Source organism: Burkholderia sp. IO2 (assembly GCF_029522185.1).
Taxonomy (GTDB): Bacteria; Pseudomonadota; Gammaproteobacteria; order Burkholderiales; family Burkholderiaceae; genus Burkholderia; species Burkholderia cenocepacia.
The window spans coordinates 99,751-116,009 of the sequence record NZ_JAKWFH010000016.1 but is presented as its reverse complement, the minus strand read 5'-3'; the positions used below and the strand labels follow the sequence as shown (position 1 = coordinate 116,009).

Sequence of the window (16,259 nt, the reverse complement as noted above, 5' to 3'; positions counted from 1 at the left end):
CGCTGGCCGGACAGCCGTGCTTACTTGTCGAGCAGGATGCGCAGCATGCGGCGCAGCGGCTCGGCCGCGCCCCACAGCAGCTGATCGCCGACCGTGAACGCCGACAGGTATTCGCCGCCCATCGCGAGCTTGCGCAGGCGGCCGACCGGCACCGTCAGCGTGCCGGTGATCTTCGCCGGCGACAGGTCGCGCATCGACGCTTCACGCTCGTTCGGCACGACCTTCACCCAGTCGTTCGCGGACGCGAGGATGTCGTTGATTTCGTCGAGCGGCACGTCCTTCTTCAGCTTGATCGTCAGCGCCTGCGAATGGCAGCGCATCGCACCGATCCGCACGCACAGCCCGTCGACCGGGATCGCACCCGGCTCGCCCATCGCCGGCTTGCCGAGGATCTTGTTGGTTTCCGCGCCGCCCTTCCACTCTTCCTTCGACATCCCGTTGCCGAGATCCTTGTCGATCCACGGGATCAGCGAACCGGCGAGCGGCACGCCGAACTGGCTCGTCGGCATCGCGTCGCTGTTCATCGTCGCGAGCACGCGGCGGTCGATGTCGAGGATCGCGGAAGCCGGATCGGCGAGCTGCTCCTGCACCGAACCATGCAGCGCGCCCATCTGCGACAGCAGCTCGCGCATGTTCTGCGCGCCCGCGCCCGATGCGGCCTGGTAGGTCATCGCCGTCATCCAGTCGACGAGGTTCTCACGGAACAGGCCGCCGAGCGCCATCAGCATCAGGCTGACCGTGCAGTTGCCGCCGATGAAGTTCTTCGTGCCCTTGACGAGCGCGTCCTTGATCACGTCCAGGTTGACCGGATCGAGGATGATGACCGCGTCGTCCTTCATCCGCAGCGACGACGCCGCGTCGATCCAGTAGCCGTTCCAGCCGGCCGCGCGCAGCTTCGGGAACACGTCGTTCGTGTAGTCGCCGCCCTGGCACGTGATGATCACGTCGCACTTCTTCAGCTCGTCGACGTTGGTCGCGTCCTTGAGCGTAGTCTCGTTTTTCGCGAACGACGGCGCCTTGCCGCCCGTGTTGCTGGTGCTGAAGAACACCGGTTCGATCAGGTCGAAATCGCCCTCTTCCTGCATGCGCTGCATCAGGACGCTGCCGACCATGCCGCGCCAACCTACGAGACCTACGTTCATGACTAACCCTTTGCTTGAATGGAGCTTCCCCGCCATTTCCGTCCCCGCGTGACCGCGCGGGGAAACAGGCGGGCACGACGGCGATCAGCGTTTAATGATCGTTTTCGTGGTAATGGTTTTCGTGATGACGATGGCGCGCGCACCCGCACGGGCAGTGTTGCCGTGGAGTTTCAGGACCGGGGAGATCAGGGAAATCAGCGCCATCGTTCGAGTCTACACAAAGCCGCTGGCCCGCACAACGGCCAACGGTGCGCGAACCGGCCGATTTTTACGGCCCGTTCGCGCCCTTTTCATCTTGGTTACCGGACTTCGATCCGTCCGCTTACAGCGCCGCGACCACCGCGTCGCCCATCGCCGCCGTGCCGACCTGCTTGCAGCCCGGCGTCGCGATGTCGCCCGTGCGATAACCCTGTTCGAGCACCGTTTTCACCGCACGCTCGATGCGATCGGCCTGCTCGGCGCGATTCAGCGAGTAGCGCAGCAGCATCGCGGCCGACAGGATCGTCGCGAGCGGGTTCGCGATGCCCTTGCCGGCGATGTCCGGCGCCGAACCGTGCGACGGCTCGTACAGGCCCTTGTTGTTCTTGTCGAGCGACGCCGACGGCAGCATGCCGATCGAACCCGTCAGCATCGACGCTTCATCCGACAGGATGTCGCCGAACATGTTGCCCGTGACGATCACGTCGAACTGCTTCGGCGCCTTCGCGAGCTGCATCGCCGCGTTGTCGACGTACATGTGCGACAGCTCGACGTCCGCGTATTCCTTCGACACGTCGATCATGATGTCGCGCCAGAACTGCGACGTCTCCAGCACGTTCGACTTGTCGACCGACAGCAGCTTCTTCGCGCGCTTTTGCGCGGCCTGGAACGCGACGTGCGCGATGCGGCGCACTTCCGGCTCCGAATAGCGCATCGTGTCGAAGCCTTCGCGCGCGCCGGCGAACGGGCCGTCCGGCGCCGCGCGCACGCCGCGCGGCTGGCCGAAGTAGATGTCGCCGTTCAGTTCGCGCACGATCAGGATGTCGAGGCCCGCGACGAGCTCCGGCTTCAACGGCGACGCATCGACGAGCTGCGGATAGCAGATCGCCGGGCGGAAGTTCGCGAACAGCTCGAGGTGCTTGCGCAGCCCGAGGATCGCCTGCTCCGGGCGCAGCGCGCGCTCCAGCGAGTCGTACTTCCAGTCGCCGACCGCGCCGAACAGGATCGCGTCGGCCTGCTTCGCGAGCGCCAGCGTCGCGTCGGGCAGCGGATGGCCGCTCGCCTCGTAGCCCGCGCCGCCGACCGGCGCCTGTTCGAGTTCGAACGTCTCGTCGAGTGCGTTCAGCACCTTCACGGCTTCATTGACGATTTCCGGACCGATGCCGTCGCCGGGCAGCACTGCAATCTTCATGCGAAATTCCTGACTGGGTAGGTTGTTGGGGAGACAGGCCGGCGAGCGCGCGCACGGCGCACCCGCCACGCGCGATCAGCCGACCAGCTTCGTGTTGAGCCACGGCTGCTTCACGAGCCGCTCCGCTTCGAACTGGCGGATCTTGTCCGCGTGGCGCAGCGTGAGGCCGATGTCGTCGAAGCCGTTCAGCAGGCAGTACTTGCGGAACGCGGTGATCTCGAACGGATACTCGCGGCCGTCGCCCGCGCGCACGACCTGCGCGTCGAGGTCGATCGTCAGCTGGTAGCCGTTGAACGCATACGTGTCGTTGAACAGGTGATCGACCTGCTGCTCGGTCAGCACGATCGGCAGCAGGCCGTTCTTGAAGCAGTTGTTGAAGAAGATGTCCGCGAAGCTCGGCGCGATGATCGCGCGGAAGCCGTACTGCTGCAGCGCCCACGGCGCGTGCTCGCGCGAGCTGCCGCAGCCGAAATTCTTGCGGGCGAGCAGCACCGATGCGCCCTGGTAGCGCGGCTGGTTCAGCACGAAGTCCGGGTTCAGCGGACGCTTCGAGTTGTCCTGCCCCGGCTCGCCGTGATCGAGGTAGCGCCATTCGTCGAACGCGTTCGGACCGAAGCCCGTGCGCTTGATCGACTTCAGGAACTGCTTCGGGATGATCGCGTCCGTATCGACGTTCTCGCGATCGAGCGGCGCGACGACGCCGGTATGTACAGTGAATTTTTCCATGATCCGTCTATCCGGTTGAAGGGCCGGCACGCGGCCGGCGCCCATCGACAAATTCTCGGTGGCGGTGTCAGTCCGCGGCGCGCTTCAGCGCGTTGCCGGCGGCGTTGACGTCCTCGCCGAAGCCTCGGACGGTATTGCAGCCCGCAAGGCCGAAGCCCAGCCCCGCCAGCGCCAGCGCGGCAACCAGCCGCGCGATGACCTTCGATGCCGTCACGCGTTACCCCAGCTGGCGAATGTCGACGAAGTGGCCTTCGATCGCGGCGGCCGCCGCCATCGCGGGGCTCACGAGGTGCGTGCGGCCGCCCGCGCCCTGCCGGCCTTCGAAGTTGCGGTTCGACGTCGACGCGCAGCGCTCGCCCGGATCGAGCCGGTCGGCGTTCATCGCGAGGCACATCGAGCAGCCCGGCTCGCGCCATTCGAAGCCCGCGTCGGTGAACACCTTGTCGAGCCCTTCGCGCTCGGCCTGCGCCTTCACGAGGCCCGAGCCCGGCACGACCATCGCGAGCCGCACGTTCGACGCGATGCGACGGTTCAGCTTCTTCACGACATACGCGGCCGCGCGGATATCCTCGATCCGTGCATTCGTGCACGAGCCGATGAAGATCTTGTCGACCTTGATCGATTCGATCGGCGTGTTCGGCTCGAGCGCCATGTACGCCAGCGCGCGCTCCATCGCGTCGCGCTTGACCGGATCCTTCTCGCGCTCGGGATCGGGCACGCGACCGTCGATCGACGTGACCATTTCCGGCGACGTGCCCCACGTGACCTGCGGGACGATCTCGGCCGCGTTCAGCTCGACCACGCGGTCGAAGTGCGCGCCGTCGTCCGACTTGAACTGGCGCCAGTATTCGACGGCCTGATCCCATTCCGCGCCGGTCGGCACGAACGGACGGCCCTTCAGGTAGTCGATCGTCGTGTCGTCCACCGCGACCATGCCCGCGCGCGCGCCGGCTTCGATCGCCATGTTGCAGACGGTCATGCGGCCTTCCATCGTCAGCGCGCGAATGGTCGAGCCGCCGAATTCGATCGCGTAGCCGGTGCCGCCCGCGGTGCCGATCTTGCCGATGATCGCGAGCACGATGTCCTTCGCGGTGCAGCCGCGCGGCAGTGCGCCCTCGACCTTCACGAGCATGTTCTTGCTCTTCTTCTGCAGCAAGGTCTGCGTCGCGAGCACGTGCTCGACTTCCGACGTGCCGATGCCGTGCGCGAGCGCGCCGAACGCGCCGTGCGTCGACGTATGCGAATCGCCGCACACGATCGTCATGCCCGGCAGCGTCGCGCCCTGTTCCGGCCCGATGATGTGGACGATGCCCTGGCGCACGTCGTTCATCTTGAACTGGGTGATGCCGAATGCGTCGCAGTTCGCGTCGAGCGTGTCGACCTGCAGCTTCGAGACGGGATCGGCGATGCCGTGGCTGCGGTCCGTGGTCGGCACGTTGTGGTCCGACACGGCCAGGTTCGCGCTGATGCGCCACACCGGGCGCTGCGCCATCTTCAGCCCTTCGAATGCCTGCGGGCTCGTGACTTCATGCAGCAGCTGACGGTCGATATAGAGCAGGGTCGTGCCGTCTTCCTCGGTGTGGACCACGTGGGTGTTCCACAGTTTGTCGTAGAGAGTCTGTGCCATGGGTATGCGGGGTCGTTGTGACTACAAGCCTTGCGGATGCGGTCGATTATGCCACGCAGAACGCGTCGCGGCGCAGGCCGGACGCGAAAAAACCCATTAAAAACAGTAGTTTGGCTGGTAGTGCCAATACCTGTATCGGCATTACCCGCCAACATGTGGCACGCACGGTCCGGCGCGCGGCGATCGCGCGCGGGGTGCGCTGCGCGTCTAGCCGCCCGGATATTCGCGATTGATCAGGTCGAGCCGCAGCATCGCGAGCTGCATGCCGGCATTGCTCATCAGGTAAAGATCGCGCCGCCGCATCGCCGGCTGCTGGGCCGATGCATCGTAGGTGCCGGGCAGCGACAGTCCGGCCGGCACCGCCGCCTGCATCCCCGCCGCATTCGACACGCGCACGGCGATCGACGCCTGATCGCGATGCGTGACCACGCCGACCTTGCCGAGCGCCGCGGCCGAACCGGCCTGCCTGACGATCGCGGCGGCGACGCCGTCGGGCGTCGGTATCGGGCTGCCGGCGACCGCGGCAGGCGTCGCGATCGACGTCACGCCGGCCGTCAGTCCGTACTTCGACGCGAGCACGCTCGCGACTTCCTGCTGCGCGAAAACCGGCACCGCGGCTTTCTGCCGAAGCTGGAACACGGCGTCGGCGATGGCCTCGTTCACGGGGCCCGGCAGCGGCGCGGCGGCCGATGACCCGGCGCGGCTGCCGAAGCCGAACGCGACGATCGTGTTGACGCCGGCCGCGTCGACGGACGGCGGCGTCCACGAGAAAAACGTGTCGAGCAGGTAACCGGTTTCGTCGGCGGCAGTCGCGCGATCGTTCAGTTCGTTCGTCAGCTTGCCGAGCATCTGGCGCTGCAGTTCCGCATCGGAAACGGGGGCGTCGCTTGCGAACGCGGGCGCGGCGGCGGCGCACGAGGCGGCGAGCAATGAAGTGGAGGCGAGAAAATGGCGGCGGTTCGTCATGGTCACGGAATTCGAATGGGAAACGACGGAAGGCATCAGCCCTTCGGGAACGCCTGCATCGTCGCGGTCATCGCGTGCGTCAGCATCTGCGCATACATGTCGTGCACGAGATAGAGGCTGCGGTTGCGCGTCCACGGCTGGCCCGACTGCGGGTCGTACGTGGTCGGGAGCGGCACCTCGGCGACCGCGGCCGCCTGCATGCCCGCCTGCCGCGAGGTCTGGATGCAGCGCTTCGCATGATCGCGATGGCCAACCACCGCGACGGTGCCCATCGCGGCCGCGCCGCCCGCACGCGATACGGCCACGGCCGCGACGCCCGCGGTGCTCAGGTAGACGATCGAGCCGTCGCTCGCGATCACCGGTTCGATCGACGACAGCACGTCGGCGCCCAGCCCGTATTTCGATACGAGAAAGCGCGCGATTTCCCACTGCGCGTAGACCTTGACCGGTTTCAGTTGGCGGATGCGGTACACGGCGTCCGCGAGCGCTTCGTTGACGGGCCCCGGATCGGGCAGCGCGGACTGGTTGCCGCCGGTGCTCGACGTATTGCCGCTCGCCGCGTTCGGACGATTGCCGAAGCTGTACGCGACGATCGCGCCGATCTGCGCGGCCGGCACCGTCGGCAGCGCCCACGTGAAGCCGACATCGGTCATCGCCGGCACGATCGCGTCGACCGTCGCCGCATCGCCGAGCTGGGCGTTCAGTTTCGCGGACATCTGCGCGGCGAGCGCGGCGTCGCCGATCGGCGCCGACGTGACGTCGTCGCCGCCGCCGCATGCGCCGAGGAATGACGCCGCCGCGACGGCCGGCGCGGCGGACAGGAATGTTCTGCGGGACGAGGCCGGGGGATGCTGACTCATGAGTGCGAGATGAAAGGAGGCGAATGACGAGCGCGCCTGACGACAGGCAGGAACGCCGGATTTCGCGGAATCAAGGGGAAAGGCAACGGCAGCCACGCATGAAACGGCATCGCGACGCATCACCGATCGGCGAAGCGCGATCGTAGGCGGCGTTGGTTAAATTGGAGTGAAAATGCCGATCGAATCCGCTCGGCTACCGCTCCGTTTCGCCGATGGTCGAACCCGTTTCATCCGTGGCGAGCGCATCCCCCCTTGTTTCGCCGGTGGCCGGCGCGGGGTTTCGACGTATCGACGTGCGCGCTACGATGACGCAACGCACGTTCCCGTGATCCGGACCCGGAGCCCTCATGAAGCTCGGCCTGAAAGAATCGCTTGCGCGCCTCGACGACGCAGGCACGCTGTTCACGACGCTGTTTCACCACGGCACGCTCGACGTCGAGCTGTACCGGCCGCGCATCGAGGATCGGCAGACGCCGCACGTACGCGACGAGGTCTACGTGATCGCCGCCGGCACGTCGCGCTTCGTCGTCGACGGGCGTGAATGCGACGTCGCGGCCGGCGACGCGCTGTTCGTCCCCGCGCACGCCGAGCATCGCTTCGTCGGCTTCTCCGACGATTTCTCGACATGGGTGTTCTTCTACGGCCCCGAAGGCGGCGAACGCGGCGCGTGACGCGCGACGCCCGCGGCACTTTCCCCGCGATCTCCTAGACTGTCTATTCGCAGCGGGAGCCGCATGGCCGCCCCGCCTTCATGCAGCCGGCAGCATTCGGTTCAACGAACAGGAGAACAGCATGCGATATGAACTCTATTACTGGCCCGAGATCCAGGGCCGCGGCGAGTACGTACGGCTCGCGCTCGAGGCCGCCGAAGCCGACTACGTCGACGTCGCGCGCGAATCGGGGCGCGGAATGGGCGTGACGGCCATGATGCGCATGATGGACAGCACGCAGGCCGAATGCGTGCCGTTCGCACCGCCGTTCCTGAAGGCGGGCGACGTGGTCGTCGGGCAGACCGCGAACATCCTGCTGTTTCTCGGCGCGCGGCTCGGGCTCGCGCCCGACGACGAAGCCGGCCGGCTGTGGGTGCATCAGATCCAGCTGACCGCCGCCGATTTCATCACCGAGATCCACGACACGCACCATCCGATCGGCAGCGGCCTGTACTACGAGGACCAGAAAGCGGAAGCGGCCGAGCGCGCGGCCGATTTCCTCGAGAACCGGCTGCCGAAGTTCCTTGGCTACTTCGATCGCGTGCTCGAACAGAATCCGCACAAGAACGGTTATATCGCGGGCAACGCGCTCAGCTATGCGGACCTGACGATGTTCCAGTTGATCGAGGGGCTGCGCTATGCGTTCCCGAAGGCGATGAAGCGCGCGGAGCGCAAGGTCGCGGCGCTCGTCGCGCTGCACGATCGCGTCGCGGAGCATCCGCCCGTCGCGCGCTACCTGGCATCGGAGCGCCGCATCCCGTTCAACGACATGGGGATCTTCCGGCACTATCCGGAGCTGGACAAGTAACGGCGGCGGCACGCGTCGTTCACGCGGCGACCGCCGTCTCGTGCAGGTGGCGCCACACGATCAGGCCGTCCGCTTCGCGCCGGAACACAGGACGATCTCGCAAGCGGCACGCTGGTCGACGCGCTGCCCGCGTACCGGTTTCCGCAGCAGAACGTCTATGCGCTGTACGTCGCGACGCGACACGTGCCGCAGAAGGTACGCGCATGGGTGGATTTCATGAAGGCGCAGTTGAAGCAGGCACGCTGACCGAAACGCGCGTGGCGGCACGGCTCGCTCGACGGAGGCCATGCGATTCGCGCCGGCTCCCGTCGCCTCGCCGTCGCCCGCCGGCGATCAGCGCGGCTGCCCGTGCTGCGAGGCCGCCGCGTCGACGGCCTCGACCGAGCGCGTGAGCCACGGCCCGATGTCCATCTCTTCGTAGCGCACGAGCCGGCTCTTGCGCGCGCGGCGATACGCCCACCAGATCGCGACGAACAGCGGAATCCACACATAGATCGACAGCACTTCCATCCAGTCGATGTGCGCCGCGAAGAATGCCTGGTAATCCTGGCCCAGCGAAATCACGATGCAGATCGCGATCGCGAACAACGGCCCGAACGGAAACCATTTCGCGCGATACGGCAGCTGGTCGAGCCGATAGCCCTGCTTCAGGAATCCCTTGCGGAACCGGTAATGGCAGACCGCGATGCCGAGCCACGCGATGAAGCCGGTGATGCCGACCGTATTCAGCAGCCACAGATAGATGCGCTGGTTGCTGGTCAGCGACGTGAGGAAGCACAACCCTCCGACGGCCATCGTCGCGTACAGCGCGTTGCGCGGCACGCCGCCCGGCGACAGCGTCGCGAACATGGCCGGCGCGCGCCCCTCCGATGCGAGGTTGTACAGCATCCGCGTCGCCGCGTAGGTGCCGGAATTGCCGGCCGACAGCACGGCCGTCAGGATCACCAGGTTCATCGCGCCGGCCGCGAGTGGGAACCCCGCATGGCTGAACACCAGCGTGAACGGGCTCACGCCGATGTCGGTCACGTCGCTCTTCAGCAGGTTCGGATCGGTGTACGGCACCAGCAGGCCGATCACGAAGATCGCGAGCACGTAGAACAGCATGATCCGCCAGAAAATCTGCTTCACCGCGCGCGGGATCGTCTTGCGCGGGTTTTCCGATTCGCCGGCCGTGATGCCGACCAGCTCGGTGCCGAGGAACGAGAAGCCCGCGATCAGCGCGACGCTCATCATCGCGTGCACGCCGCCGACGAACGGCGCGTCGCCGGTCGTGAAGTTGCGCCAGCCGACCGGATGCCCGGTCCCGAGCACGCCGGCCGCGATCAGCAGCCCGGCCGCGATGAATGCGATCACGGTGACGACCTTGATCAGCGAGAACCAGTATTCCGATTCGCCGAAGCCGCGCACCGACAGCGTATTGAGCAGGAAGATCAGCACGAGGAAGCCCGCGCCCCACCACACGCCGGGCACCGACGGAAACCAGTAGCGCATCACGATCTGCGCGGCGACCAGCTCGATCGCGATCGTCACCGCCCAGCTGTACCAGTAGGTCCAGCCGAGCGCGACGCCGAAACCTTCGTCGACGTACTTCTCGCCGTAGATCGCGAACGAGCCCGATACCGGCATCAACGCGGCCATCTCGCCGAGCCCGGTGACGACGAAATAGACCATGATCCCGATCGCGAGATACGCGGCGATCGCCCCGCCCGGCCCCGCCTGCGCGACCGACGCGCCCGACGCGACGAACAGCCCCGTGCCGATCGAACCGCCGATCGCGATCATCGCGATGTGGCGGCCCTGCAGACGACGCTTCAGCGTCGCCCCGGACGACGCGGCCGTCCCCGCTGCCGCTTGCATAGCATCCATAGTGTTCACCCTGATTGTGATCCGGTCAGCCAAATTTGATTTGGAATGCAAATCGATCGACCTGGTCATTCGCCTCGAAACCGGCCCTGCCGGGCCGGTCGCATCACACGACGCTGCGCTTGATCGCCTGCAGTTCGGCCGTCGTCACGATCTTCTCGATCCGGAATCGCGGGCTTTCCAGCCATACGTTCGCGATCCGCCGGTACTCGTCGAGATCCTCGCACGCGAGCCGCACGAGAAAATCGAACGTGCCGCTGACGAGCCAGCAATCGAGCACGGCCGGATTCGCGCGCATTTCCTCCTCGAACGGCGCCTGCGAACGCCCGTGGTCGGCCAGCACGATCTGCGCGATCACGACGATCGGCTTGGTCGCGCGCGGCGCCTTGATCACCGCGCGATACCCTTCGATCACGCCGAGCGCCTCGAGCCGCTCCACGCGCGCCTGGCACGGCCGCGGCGTGAGGTTCACGAGCTCCGACAGCTTCCGGTACGAAATTCGCCCGTCGGTACGCAGGATGTCGAGGATCCGGAGATCGATCTTGTCGAGCTGCATCTTCTTGTCGGTCATCCGCGTTCGCTCCGGTCGGGTCGTGGCTGGTGCGCGGAACGTGTGCCGTTCCGCACGGGGGCCACATTATCCGGCCGAAGCGGCCGCGCGCCAATCGGCTAGAACCGCAGCGACAGGCAGGTCAGGCCGCCGTCCATCTTGCGGAACTCGCTCGTGTCGATCACGTGCAGCGGCATGCCGAGCGACGCGATCGCGTCATGCACGCGCGGATAGCCGGCCGGCGTGATCAGCGTACCGTTCACGCGCAGCGTGTTGCCCGCGTATTCGTCGGCGGCCGAGATCGCGATCCGGCGATAGTCGGCGAATGCCGGATGCGCGGCCAGCGCGTCGGTCACGAGCAGCGTGTCGTCGCCGAGCGCGTTGACGACCGATTTCAGGTGCAGGCCGGCGCCGACCGGCACAGCGACGACCGAATAGCCATGGCGCGACACCAGCGCGTCGAACGCGGCGATGCCTTCCGCGTCGGTGCGGCTCGTCAGGCCGATGAAGAAGCGCTTGCCGACCAGCATCACGTCGCCGCCGTCGAGACGGCCGGACTGCATCGGCAGCAGTTCGCGATGCGCGGCGAGCGCCGCTTCGATATGAACCGTCTCGCCGCGCCGGGCGGGCGCGCCGGGACGCGTGATCACCGCGAATTCCGGCGTGACGACGGCGACGTCCTCGACGAAGTGCGAATCGGGAAACGCCTCCAGCGGCGGCAGTTCGGTCAACTCGACGCCGAGCGTGCGCAGCGCGTCGCAGTACGCGTGGAACTGCGTGAGCGTCTTGTCGTAATCGGGTGCGCCGAGTTGGGCGGTGGTCAGGCCCGCGCCGCAGGACGGCGCGGGACGGCGAACGATCGCTTGCGTGAATTGCATCGACTCCTCCATGGTCTGCGCCGCATCCGTGCGGCGCACGGGCCGGCGGCGTTGTGTCCGGACCATTATCGGAAGCCAAATTGCGCCATTCGCGTCGATTTCGGCGGCGCCGACAGCCGATTGCGTCGAATTGCGTGCACCACGCAGCGGATTCGGCAGACGGCCCGCCCGCGGTCTCGCGAACGGCCGTTCGGGGCCGCCGCACATGCTTTATGCACCGGGCGCGAACCCCATCTGTGAACGGCCGAGCGCCGTGAGTTCGCCCTCCTCCGCGCGGCCGTCGAAATCGACTTCGAAATGATCGGCCGGGAAATCGGGCGGGCTGTCGCCGCGCAGGAACGCGGAACGCTGGCGTTGCAGGTACGCGTCGTTCTTCGCGCAGCCGGGCGCGGCCGCAATGTACATCACGTTGCTGTCGCCGCTGCCGCGATGCGCATCCTCGACCGCATGCACGACGTCGCCGTGCCAGAACACCGCGTCGCCCGGCGCCATGTGCGGGATCGGCACCAGCGCGTCGAGCAGCAGCGCGTGCCATTCCGGGCGAATCGACAGCGCGCGGCCGGGACGCGCGCCGCACAGGTCGTCGTCGGCGACGTCGTCCTGCAGCGCGCGCAGCACGACATAGGCCATCGCGTTCGCGACCGGAATCAGCTGCAGCGTGCCGTCGCCGGGCCCTTGCGGCGTCAGCGCGGTCCAGCCCTGGAACGTGCGGAACATCGAACACACGGCCGGCGACGGAATCTCCTCGACGTCGGGTCGGAACGCCGCATCGAACGGATCGTAATCGCGCCAGCGGCCGGCCAGCACGTGACGATAGACCTGCCGAAAATTCGCGCCGAGCCAGCGCTCGACGGAACCGCCGTCGACATGCGGCGACAGCCCGAGCGACGTCGAACCGGGCGGCCGGCGGCGAATCCGGTCCGCATACGCGGGCACCTGGTCGGGATCGAAATGCGTGCGCGCGCCGTCCGCATGCCGCCACAAGCGGTTCAAAAACACGCGCGCCTGCGTGAGCGCAGGCGACTGGCGCGCAGCCACCTGCGGCTTCGACCAGTAGACGCCGTAAATCTGCGGCTTGCCCGACGCGAGATTGCCGAAGTAACGGTCCTCCGCGCGTGCATGCAGCCGCTCGGCGAAACGGTTCGCATCCAGATACGCGCCGATCTCGTCGTTCCAGTCGCTTGCCTGCCGCGCATCGAACACGCCGCGGATCACGACCGCGCCATGCGTGCGGATCGCGGCAAGTGCGTGCGGATCGACGCTCCCGGCCGCGATATCCGCGAACGGCACGACCGGAATCACGTCATGGCCATGCGCGTGCGCGCGGCGGATCGCGTCGACCTGCCGTGCAATGTCGCCTTCGAGTTCGCGGAACGTGGCCGCGTAACCGGGCAAGTCGGCGCGCAGCGCCCGTTTCGCCGCGCGAATCGCGGCGGGCAGATCGTCAATCGTCAGTTGCATCGTCGTCTCCTCGCTGAAGCGTGTCGTGATGTGCCGTCAGCGTACGGCCGGCGCATGGCCGCGATCACCACTATCCGGCCAATGATCGATACAATCCTGACAATCGCATGTCACTCGGGACGATGGCAGACCACGCAGAGCTTGTTGCCGTCCGGGTCGCGGAAATAGGCGCCGTAATAGTCGCGGTGATAGTACGGCCTCAGGCCCGGCGGCCCTTCGCAGGTGCCGCCCTGCCGCAGCGCGAGCGCGTGGCAGCGATCGACGTGCGCGCGGGTCGGTGCATCGAACGCGATCGTATGGCCGTTGCCCGGCGCCGGCGCGTGGCCGTCGAGCGGCTTGCCGAAGAAGAACAGCGGCCGCTCGGCGTCGGCCGGCATCCAGCCCGACCAGCCGTCGGGCTCGCGGAATTTCAGGCGCAGCCCGAGTGCCGCGAACAGCGGCGCGTAGAAATCGTAGGCGCGCGCCGTATCGCTGACGCCCACGCAAACATGTGAAAACATGGCATCGCTCCGGGGTGACGATCGCTCACGATCATGCCACGACGCGCTGCCCGCCCCCAAACGGAGGCCGTGATGAAACCGCAATACGAGCACGTGACGTTCGCATCCGGCTGTTCGATCCGCGTCTATCATCGCCAGCTCGCGCGCATCCCGTTCGAATGGCATCGCCATCCCGAGTACGAACTGACGCTGACGCTCAACAGCCGCGGCCAGCGCTTCATCGGCGATCACGTCGCACACTACGCGGACGACGATCTCGTGCTCGTGCCGCCCAACCTGCCGCATACGTGGTCGTCGAACGCGCGCATCGATCGCGACGCGCCCGAGGTCGCGCTCGTCGTCTGGTTCGACGGGGACTGGGCGCGGCGGCTGGCCGACTGCTGCCCCGAATACGCGCCGCTGCGTTCGCTGCTGCGACGCGCGGCGCCCGGCCTGCGCTTCGACGGGGAGACGGCCCGCGCGATGCGCGCGCGGCTGCCGCTGTTGCTCGATCCGTCGCCGCGCGTGCGGCTCGCGGCCACGCTGGACACGCTTGCCGATCTCGCGGAAGCCGGCGGCGAACCGCTCGCCACCGCGCATGCGTACGACCGGCCCGACGGCGCCGCATCGCCCGCCGACCCGGCCGCGCCCGAAGCCGAGCGCCTCGACCGCGTGCTCGACGCGATCGACCGGCATTTCCACGAACCGCTGCGCATCGATGCACTCGCCGCTGCCGCGCACATGTCCGAACGCACGCTGCAACGGCTGTTCGTCCGGCATCTCGGCGAAAGCGTCGGCCGCTACGTGCAACGACTGCGGCTCGCGCATGCATGCCGCCACCTCGTCGGCACCGACTGGCCGATCGCGACGGTGGCCGCGCGCTGCGGCATTCCGAATGCCGCGAACTTCAATCGCCAGTTCCTCGCCGCGCGCGGCACGACGCCCGGCGCGTACCGGCAGTTCTTCAAGCAGCACGGCCACGCGCCCGACGGCGATGCGCCCGCGCTCGACACACGGCCGCCGTCGCTGGAGCGCCGCACCGGATCGGGCCTACATCGACCGCCCAAATGAAAACACCCCGACGGGCTGACCCGTCGGGGTGTCGTGGCGTGGCGATTGCCCGACGCGAGCGGCCTGCCGGCCGTTCGCGCCACACACGGCTTAACGTGCGTTGAGCGGCTTCGCTTCGCGCGGCGTATCGCCGATGAACAGCTGACGCGGACGGCCGATCTTCTGTTCCGGATCCGCAATCATTTCGTTCCACTGTGCGATCCAGCCGACCGTACGTGCCATCGCGAAGATACACGTGAACATCGACGTCGGGATGCCCAGCGCGCGCTGGACGATGCCCGAGTAGAAGTCGACGTTCGGGTACAGCTTGCGCGACACGAAGTATTCGTCTTCCAGCGCGATCTTCTCGAGCTGCATCGCGAGCTTGAACAGCGGGTCGTCGTGCAGGCCCAGTTCGTTCAGCACTTCGTAGCACGTTTCGCGCATCAGCTTCGCACGCGGGTCGTAGTTCTTGTACACGCGGTGGCCGAAGCCCATCAGCTTCACGCCCGAATTCTTGTCCTTCACCTGCTTGATGAATTCGGGGATGTTGTCCGGCGAACCGATCTGCTCGAGCATGTTCAGCGCGGCTTCGTTCGCACCACCGTGCGCCGGGCCCCACAGACACGCGATACCGGCTGCGATACACGCGAACGGGTTCGCGCCCGACGAGCCGGCCAGGCGGACCGTCGACGTCGATGCGTTCTGCTCGTGATCGGCGTGCAGGATCAGGATACGGTCGAGCGCGCGGACGAGCACGTCGTTGACCTTGTACTCTTCGCACGGGTTCGAGAACATCATGTGCATGAAGTTCGCGCTGTACGACAGCGAGTTCTTCGGATACACGAACGGCTGGCCGATGCTGTACTTGTACGCCATCGCGACGAGCGTCGGCAGCTTCGCGATCATGCGGATCGCCGACACTTCGCGGTGACGCGGGTCGTTGATGTCGAGCGAGTCGTGGTAGAACGCGGACAGTGCGCCGACCGCGGCGACCAGGATCGCCATCGGGTGCGCGTCGCGACGGAAGCCACGGAAGAAGAAGTGCATCTGCTCGTGCACCATCGTGTGCTTCGTGACGGTGTCGACGAATTCCTTCTTCTGCGCGGCGTTCGGCAGTTCGCCCTTCAGCAGCAGGTAGCAGCTTTCGAGGAAGTCCGCGTTTTGCGCGAGGTTGTCGATCGGGTAGCCGCGATACAGCAGTTCGCCCTTGTCGCCGTCGATGTACGTGATCGCCGAATTACACGAAGCCGTCGACATGAAGCCCGGGTCGTACGTGAACTTGCCGGTCTGGCCGTACAGCTTGCGGATGTCGATCACGTCCGGGCCCATCGTGCCCTTGTAGATCGGCAGTTCGACGCTCGGCGAGTTGTCGCTGAACGATAGCGTGGCTTTAACATCAGACGGAGTCATGGCACATCCTCAATCGAAATAAAGAAACGGGATTCGATAACGGGCACAGCGCGTTACACCTTGGCGTTACACGTTGCGCAGCATCTCCAACAGCCGGTGAATGTCCGGGCTGTCTAGGTCGCCCTCTGGTTCCTTGCGCGCGAGGAGCAAGTCCATCAGGTCGTTGTCGCTCAGATCGAGCAGGCGCGACAACGCGCCTACGTCTGCATCGGTGAGGTCATGCTCGTATCTGCTGAAGAACCGTTCGAAAACGATGTCGTTTTCCAGCAGACCCCGCCGCGCACGCCAGCGAAGGCGCGCGCGACGGTGCGGGTCGGATTGATGCGAATCGCTCAT

At 66.6% G+C, this 16,259-nt stretch carries 18 protein-coding genes and 1 pseudogene; 4 read left to right on the top strand and 15 right to left on the bottom strand.

Translation table 11 applies throughout. The features are described from left to right. Positions 1-20: 20 nt before the first annotated feature. From asd to MMB92_RS12930, 8 genes are all read right to left on the bottom strand, one after another. Positions 21-1,142 carry an aspartate-semialdehyde dehydrogenase gene (gene asd / locus MMB92_RS12965; protein WP_060212524.1) on the bottom strand — a complete coding sequence of 374 codons (1,122 nt, stop codon included), beginning with the start codon at positions 1,140-1,142 and terminating at the stop codon, positions 21-23. Between the two features lie 84 nt (positions 1,143-1,226). Then, positions 1,227-1,346, bottom strand: coding sequence for a hypothetical protein (locus MMB92_RS12960; RefSeq protein WP_006756675.1), 120 nt, complete (start codon positions 1,344-1,346; stop codon positions 1,227-1,229). 118 nt (positions 1,347-1,464) lie between these two features. Beyond that, on the bottom strand, positions 1,465-2,532 hold the full coding sequence (leuB, locus tag MMB92_RS12955) for a 3-isopropylmalate dehydrogenase (RefSeq protein ID WP_006487719.1): 1,068 nt from the start codon (positions 2,530-2,532) through the stop codon (positions 1,465-1,467). 75 nt (positions 2,533-2,607) lie between these two features. Continuing rightward, complete coding sequence (gene leuD, locus MMB92_RS12950) at positions 2,608-3,258, bottom strand: 3-isopropylmalate dehydratase small subunit (RefSeq protein ID WP_012493210.1); 651 nt, start codon at positions 3,256-3,258, stop codon at positions 2,608-2,610. 67 nt (positions 3,259-3,325) lie between these two features. After that, positions 3,326-3,472, bottom strand: coding sequence for an entericidin A/B family lipoprotein (locus MMB92_RS12945; RefSeq protein WP_006487745.1), 147 nt, complete (start codon positions 3,470-3,472; stop codon positions 3,326-3,328). 3 nt (positions 3,473-3,475) lie between these two features. Then, positions 3,476-4,885, bottom strand: a complete 1,410-nt coding sequence (leuC, locus tag MMB92_RS12940; protein WP_043205143.1) for a 3-isopropylmalate dehydratase large subunit — start codon at positions 4,883-4,885, stop codon at positions 3,476-3,478. A gap of 207 nt (positions 4,886-5,092) precedes the next feature. Further along, positions 5,093-5,851, bottom strand: a complete 759-nt coding sequence (locus MMB92_RS12935) for a hypothetical protein (RefSeq protein ID WP_006487716.1) — start codon at positions 5,849-5,851, stop codon at positions 5,093-5,095. 35 nt (positions 5,852-5,886) lie between these two features. Further along, entirely contained in the window at positions 5,887-6,711 is an 825-nt protein-coding gene (locus tag MMB92_RS12930) for a hypothetical protein (RefSeq protein ID WP_200063325.1), read from the bottom strand. Positions 6,712-7,058: 347 nt separating this feature from the next. On the opposite strand from MMB92_RS12930, the gene MMB92_RS12925 reads away from it, so the two are divergent. The 3 genes and pseudogenes from MMB92_RS12925 to MMB92_RS12915 all read left to right on the top strand — a co-directional run. Next, positions 7,059-7,382, top strand: coding sequence for a cupin domain-containing protein (locus tag MMB92_RS12925; RefSeq protein ID WP_006487734.1), 324 nt, complete (start codon positions 7,059-7,061; stop codon positions 7,380-7,382). Positions 7,383-7,503: 121 nt separating this feature from the next. Then, positions 7,504-8,229, top strand: a complete 726-nt coding sequence (locus tag MMB92_RS12920; protein WP_006487776.1) for a glutathione S-transferase — start codon at positions 7,504-7,506, stop codon at positions 8,227-8,229. Between the two features lie 87 nt (positions 8,230-8,316). Continuing rightward, positions 8,317-8,475 (top strand): annotated as a pseudogene (locus tag MMB92_RS12915) (LysR family transcriptional regulator); the annotation flags it as partial. Positions 8,476-8,562: 87 nt separating this feature from the next. Here the strand turns inward: MMB92_RS12915 and MMB92_RS12910 are convergent. From MMB92_RS12910 to MMB92_RS12890, 5 genes are all read right to left on the bottom strand, one after another. Then, positions 8,563-10,095 carry an amino acid permease gene (locus MMB92_RS12910; RefSeq protein WP_277562720.1) on the bottom strand — a complete coding sequence of 511 codons (1,533 nt, stop codon included), beginning with the start codon at positions 10,093-10,095 and terminating at the stop codon, positions 8,563-8,565. A 103-nt stretch (positions 10,096-10,198) separates the two neighbouring features. Then, on the bottom strand, positions 10,199-10,663 hold the full coding sequence (locus tag MMB92_RS12905) for an Lrp/AsnC family transcriptional regulator (RefSeq protein ID WP_006487769.1): 465 nt from the start codon (positions 10,661-10,663) through the stop codon (positions 10,199-10,201). A 98-nt stretch (positions 10,664-10,761) separates the two neighbouring features. Beyond that, positions 10,762-11,520 carry an arginine deiminase family protein gene (locus MMB92_RS12900; RefSeq protein WP_277562719.1) on the bottom strand — a complete coding sequence of 253 codons (759 nt, stop codon included), beginning with the start codon at positions 11,518-11,520 and terminating at the stop codon, positions 10,762-10,764. 210 nt (positions 11,521-11,730) lie between these two features. After that, the gene (locus tag MMB92_RS12895) at positions 11,731-12,981 is read right to left on the bottom strand and encodes a DUF1479 domain-containing protein (RefSeq protein ID WP_059722612.1); all 1,251 of its coding nucleotides are present in this window, start codon (positions 12,979-12,981) and stop codon (positions 11,731-11,733) included. Positions 12,982-13,091: 110 nt separating this feature from the next. Further along, entirely contained in the window at positions 13,092-13,481 is a 390-nt protein-coding gene (locus MMB92_RS12890; RefSeq protein WP_060268294.1) for a VOC family protein, read from the bottom strand. Between the two features lie 72 nt (positions 13,482-13,553). Here MMB92_RS12890 and MMB92_RS12885 point away from each other — a divergent pair, with 72 nt between their 5' ends. Then, positions 13,554-14,531 carry an AraC family transcriptional regulator gene (locus tag MMB92_RS12885; protein WP_080324260.1) on the top strand — a complete coding sequence of 326 codons (978 nt, stop codon included), beginning with the start codon at positions 13,554-13,556 and terminating at the stop codon, positions 14,529-14,531. A 90-nt stretch (positions 14,532-14,621) separates the two neighbouring features. On the opposite strand, the gene gltA is transcribed toward MMB92_RS12885, so the two are convergent. Both gltA and MMB92_RS12875 read right to left on the bottom strand, forming a co-directional pair. Beyond that, entirely contained in the window at positions 14,622-15,923 is a 1,302-nt protein-coding gene (gltA, locus tag MMB92_RS12880; protein WP_006487713.1) for a citrate synthase, read from the bottom strand. A 66-nt stretch (positions 15,924-15,989) separates the two neighbouring features. Beyond that, complete coding sequence (locus MMB92_RS12875; RefSeq protein ID WP_006495963.1) at positions 15,990-16,259, bottom strand: succinate dehydrogenase assembly factor 2; 270 nt, start codon at positions 16,257-16,259, stop codon at positions 15,990-15,992.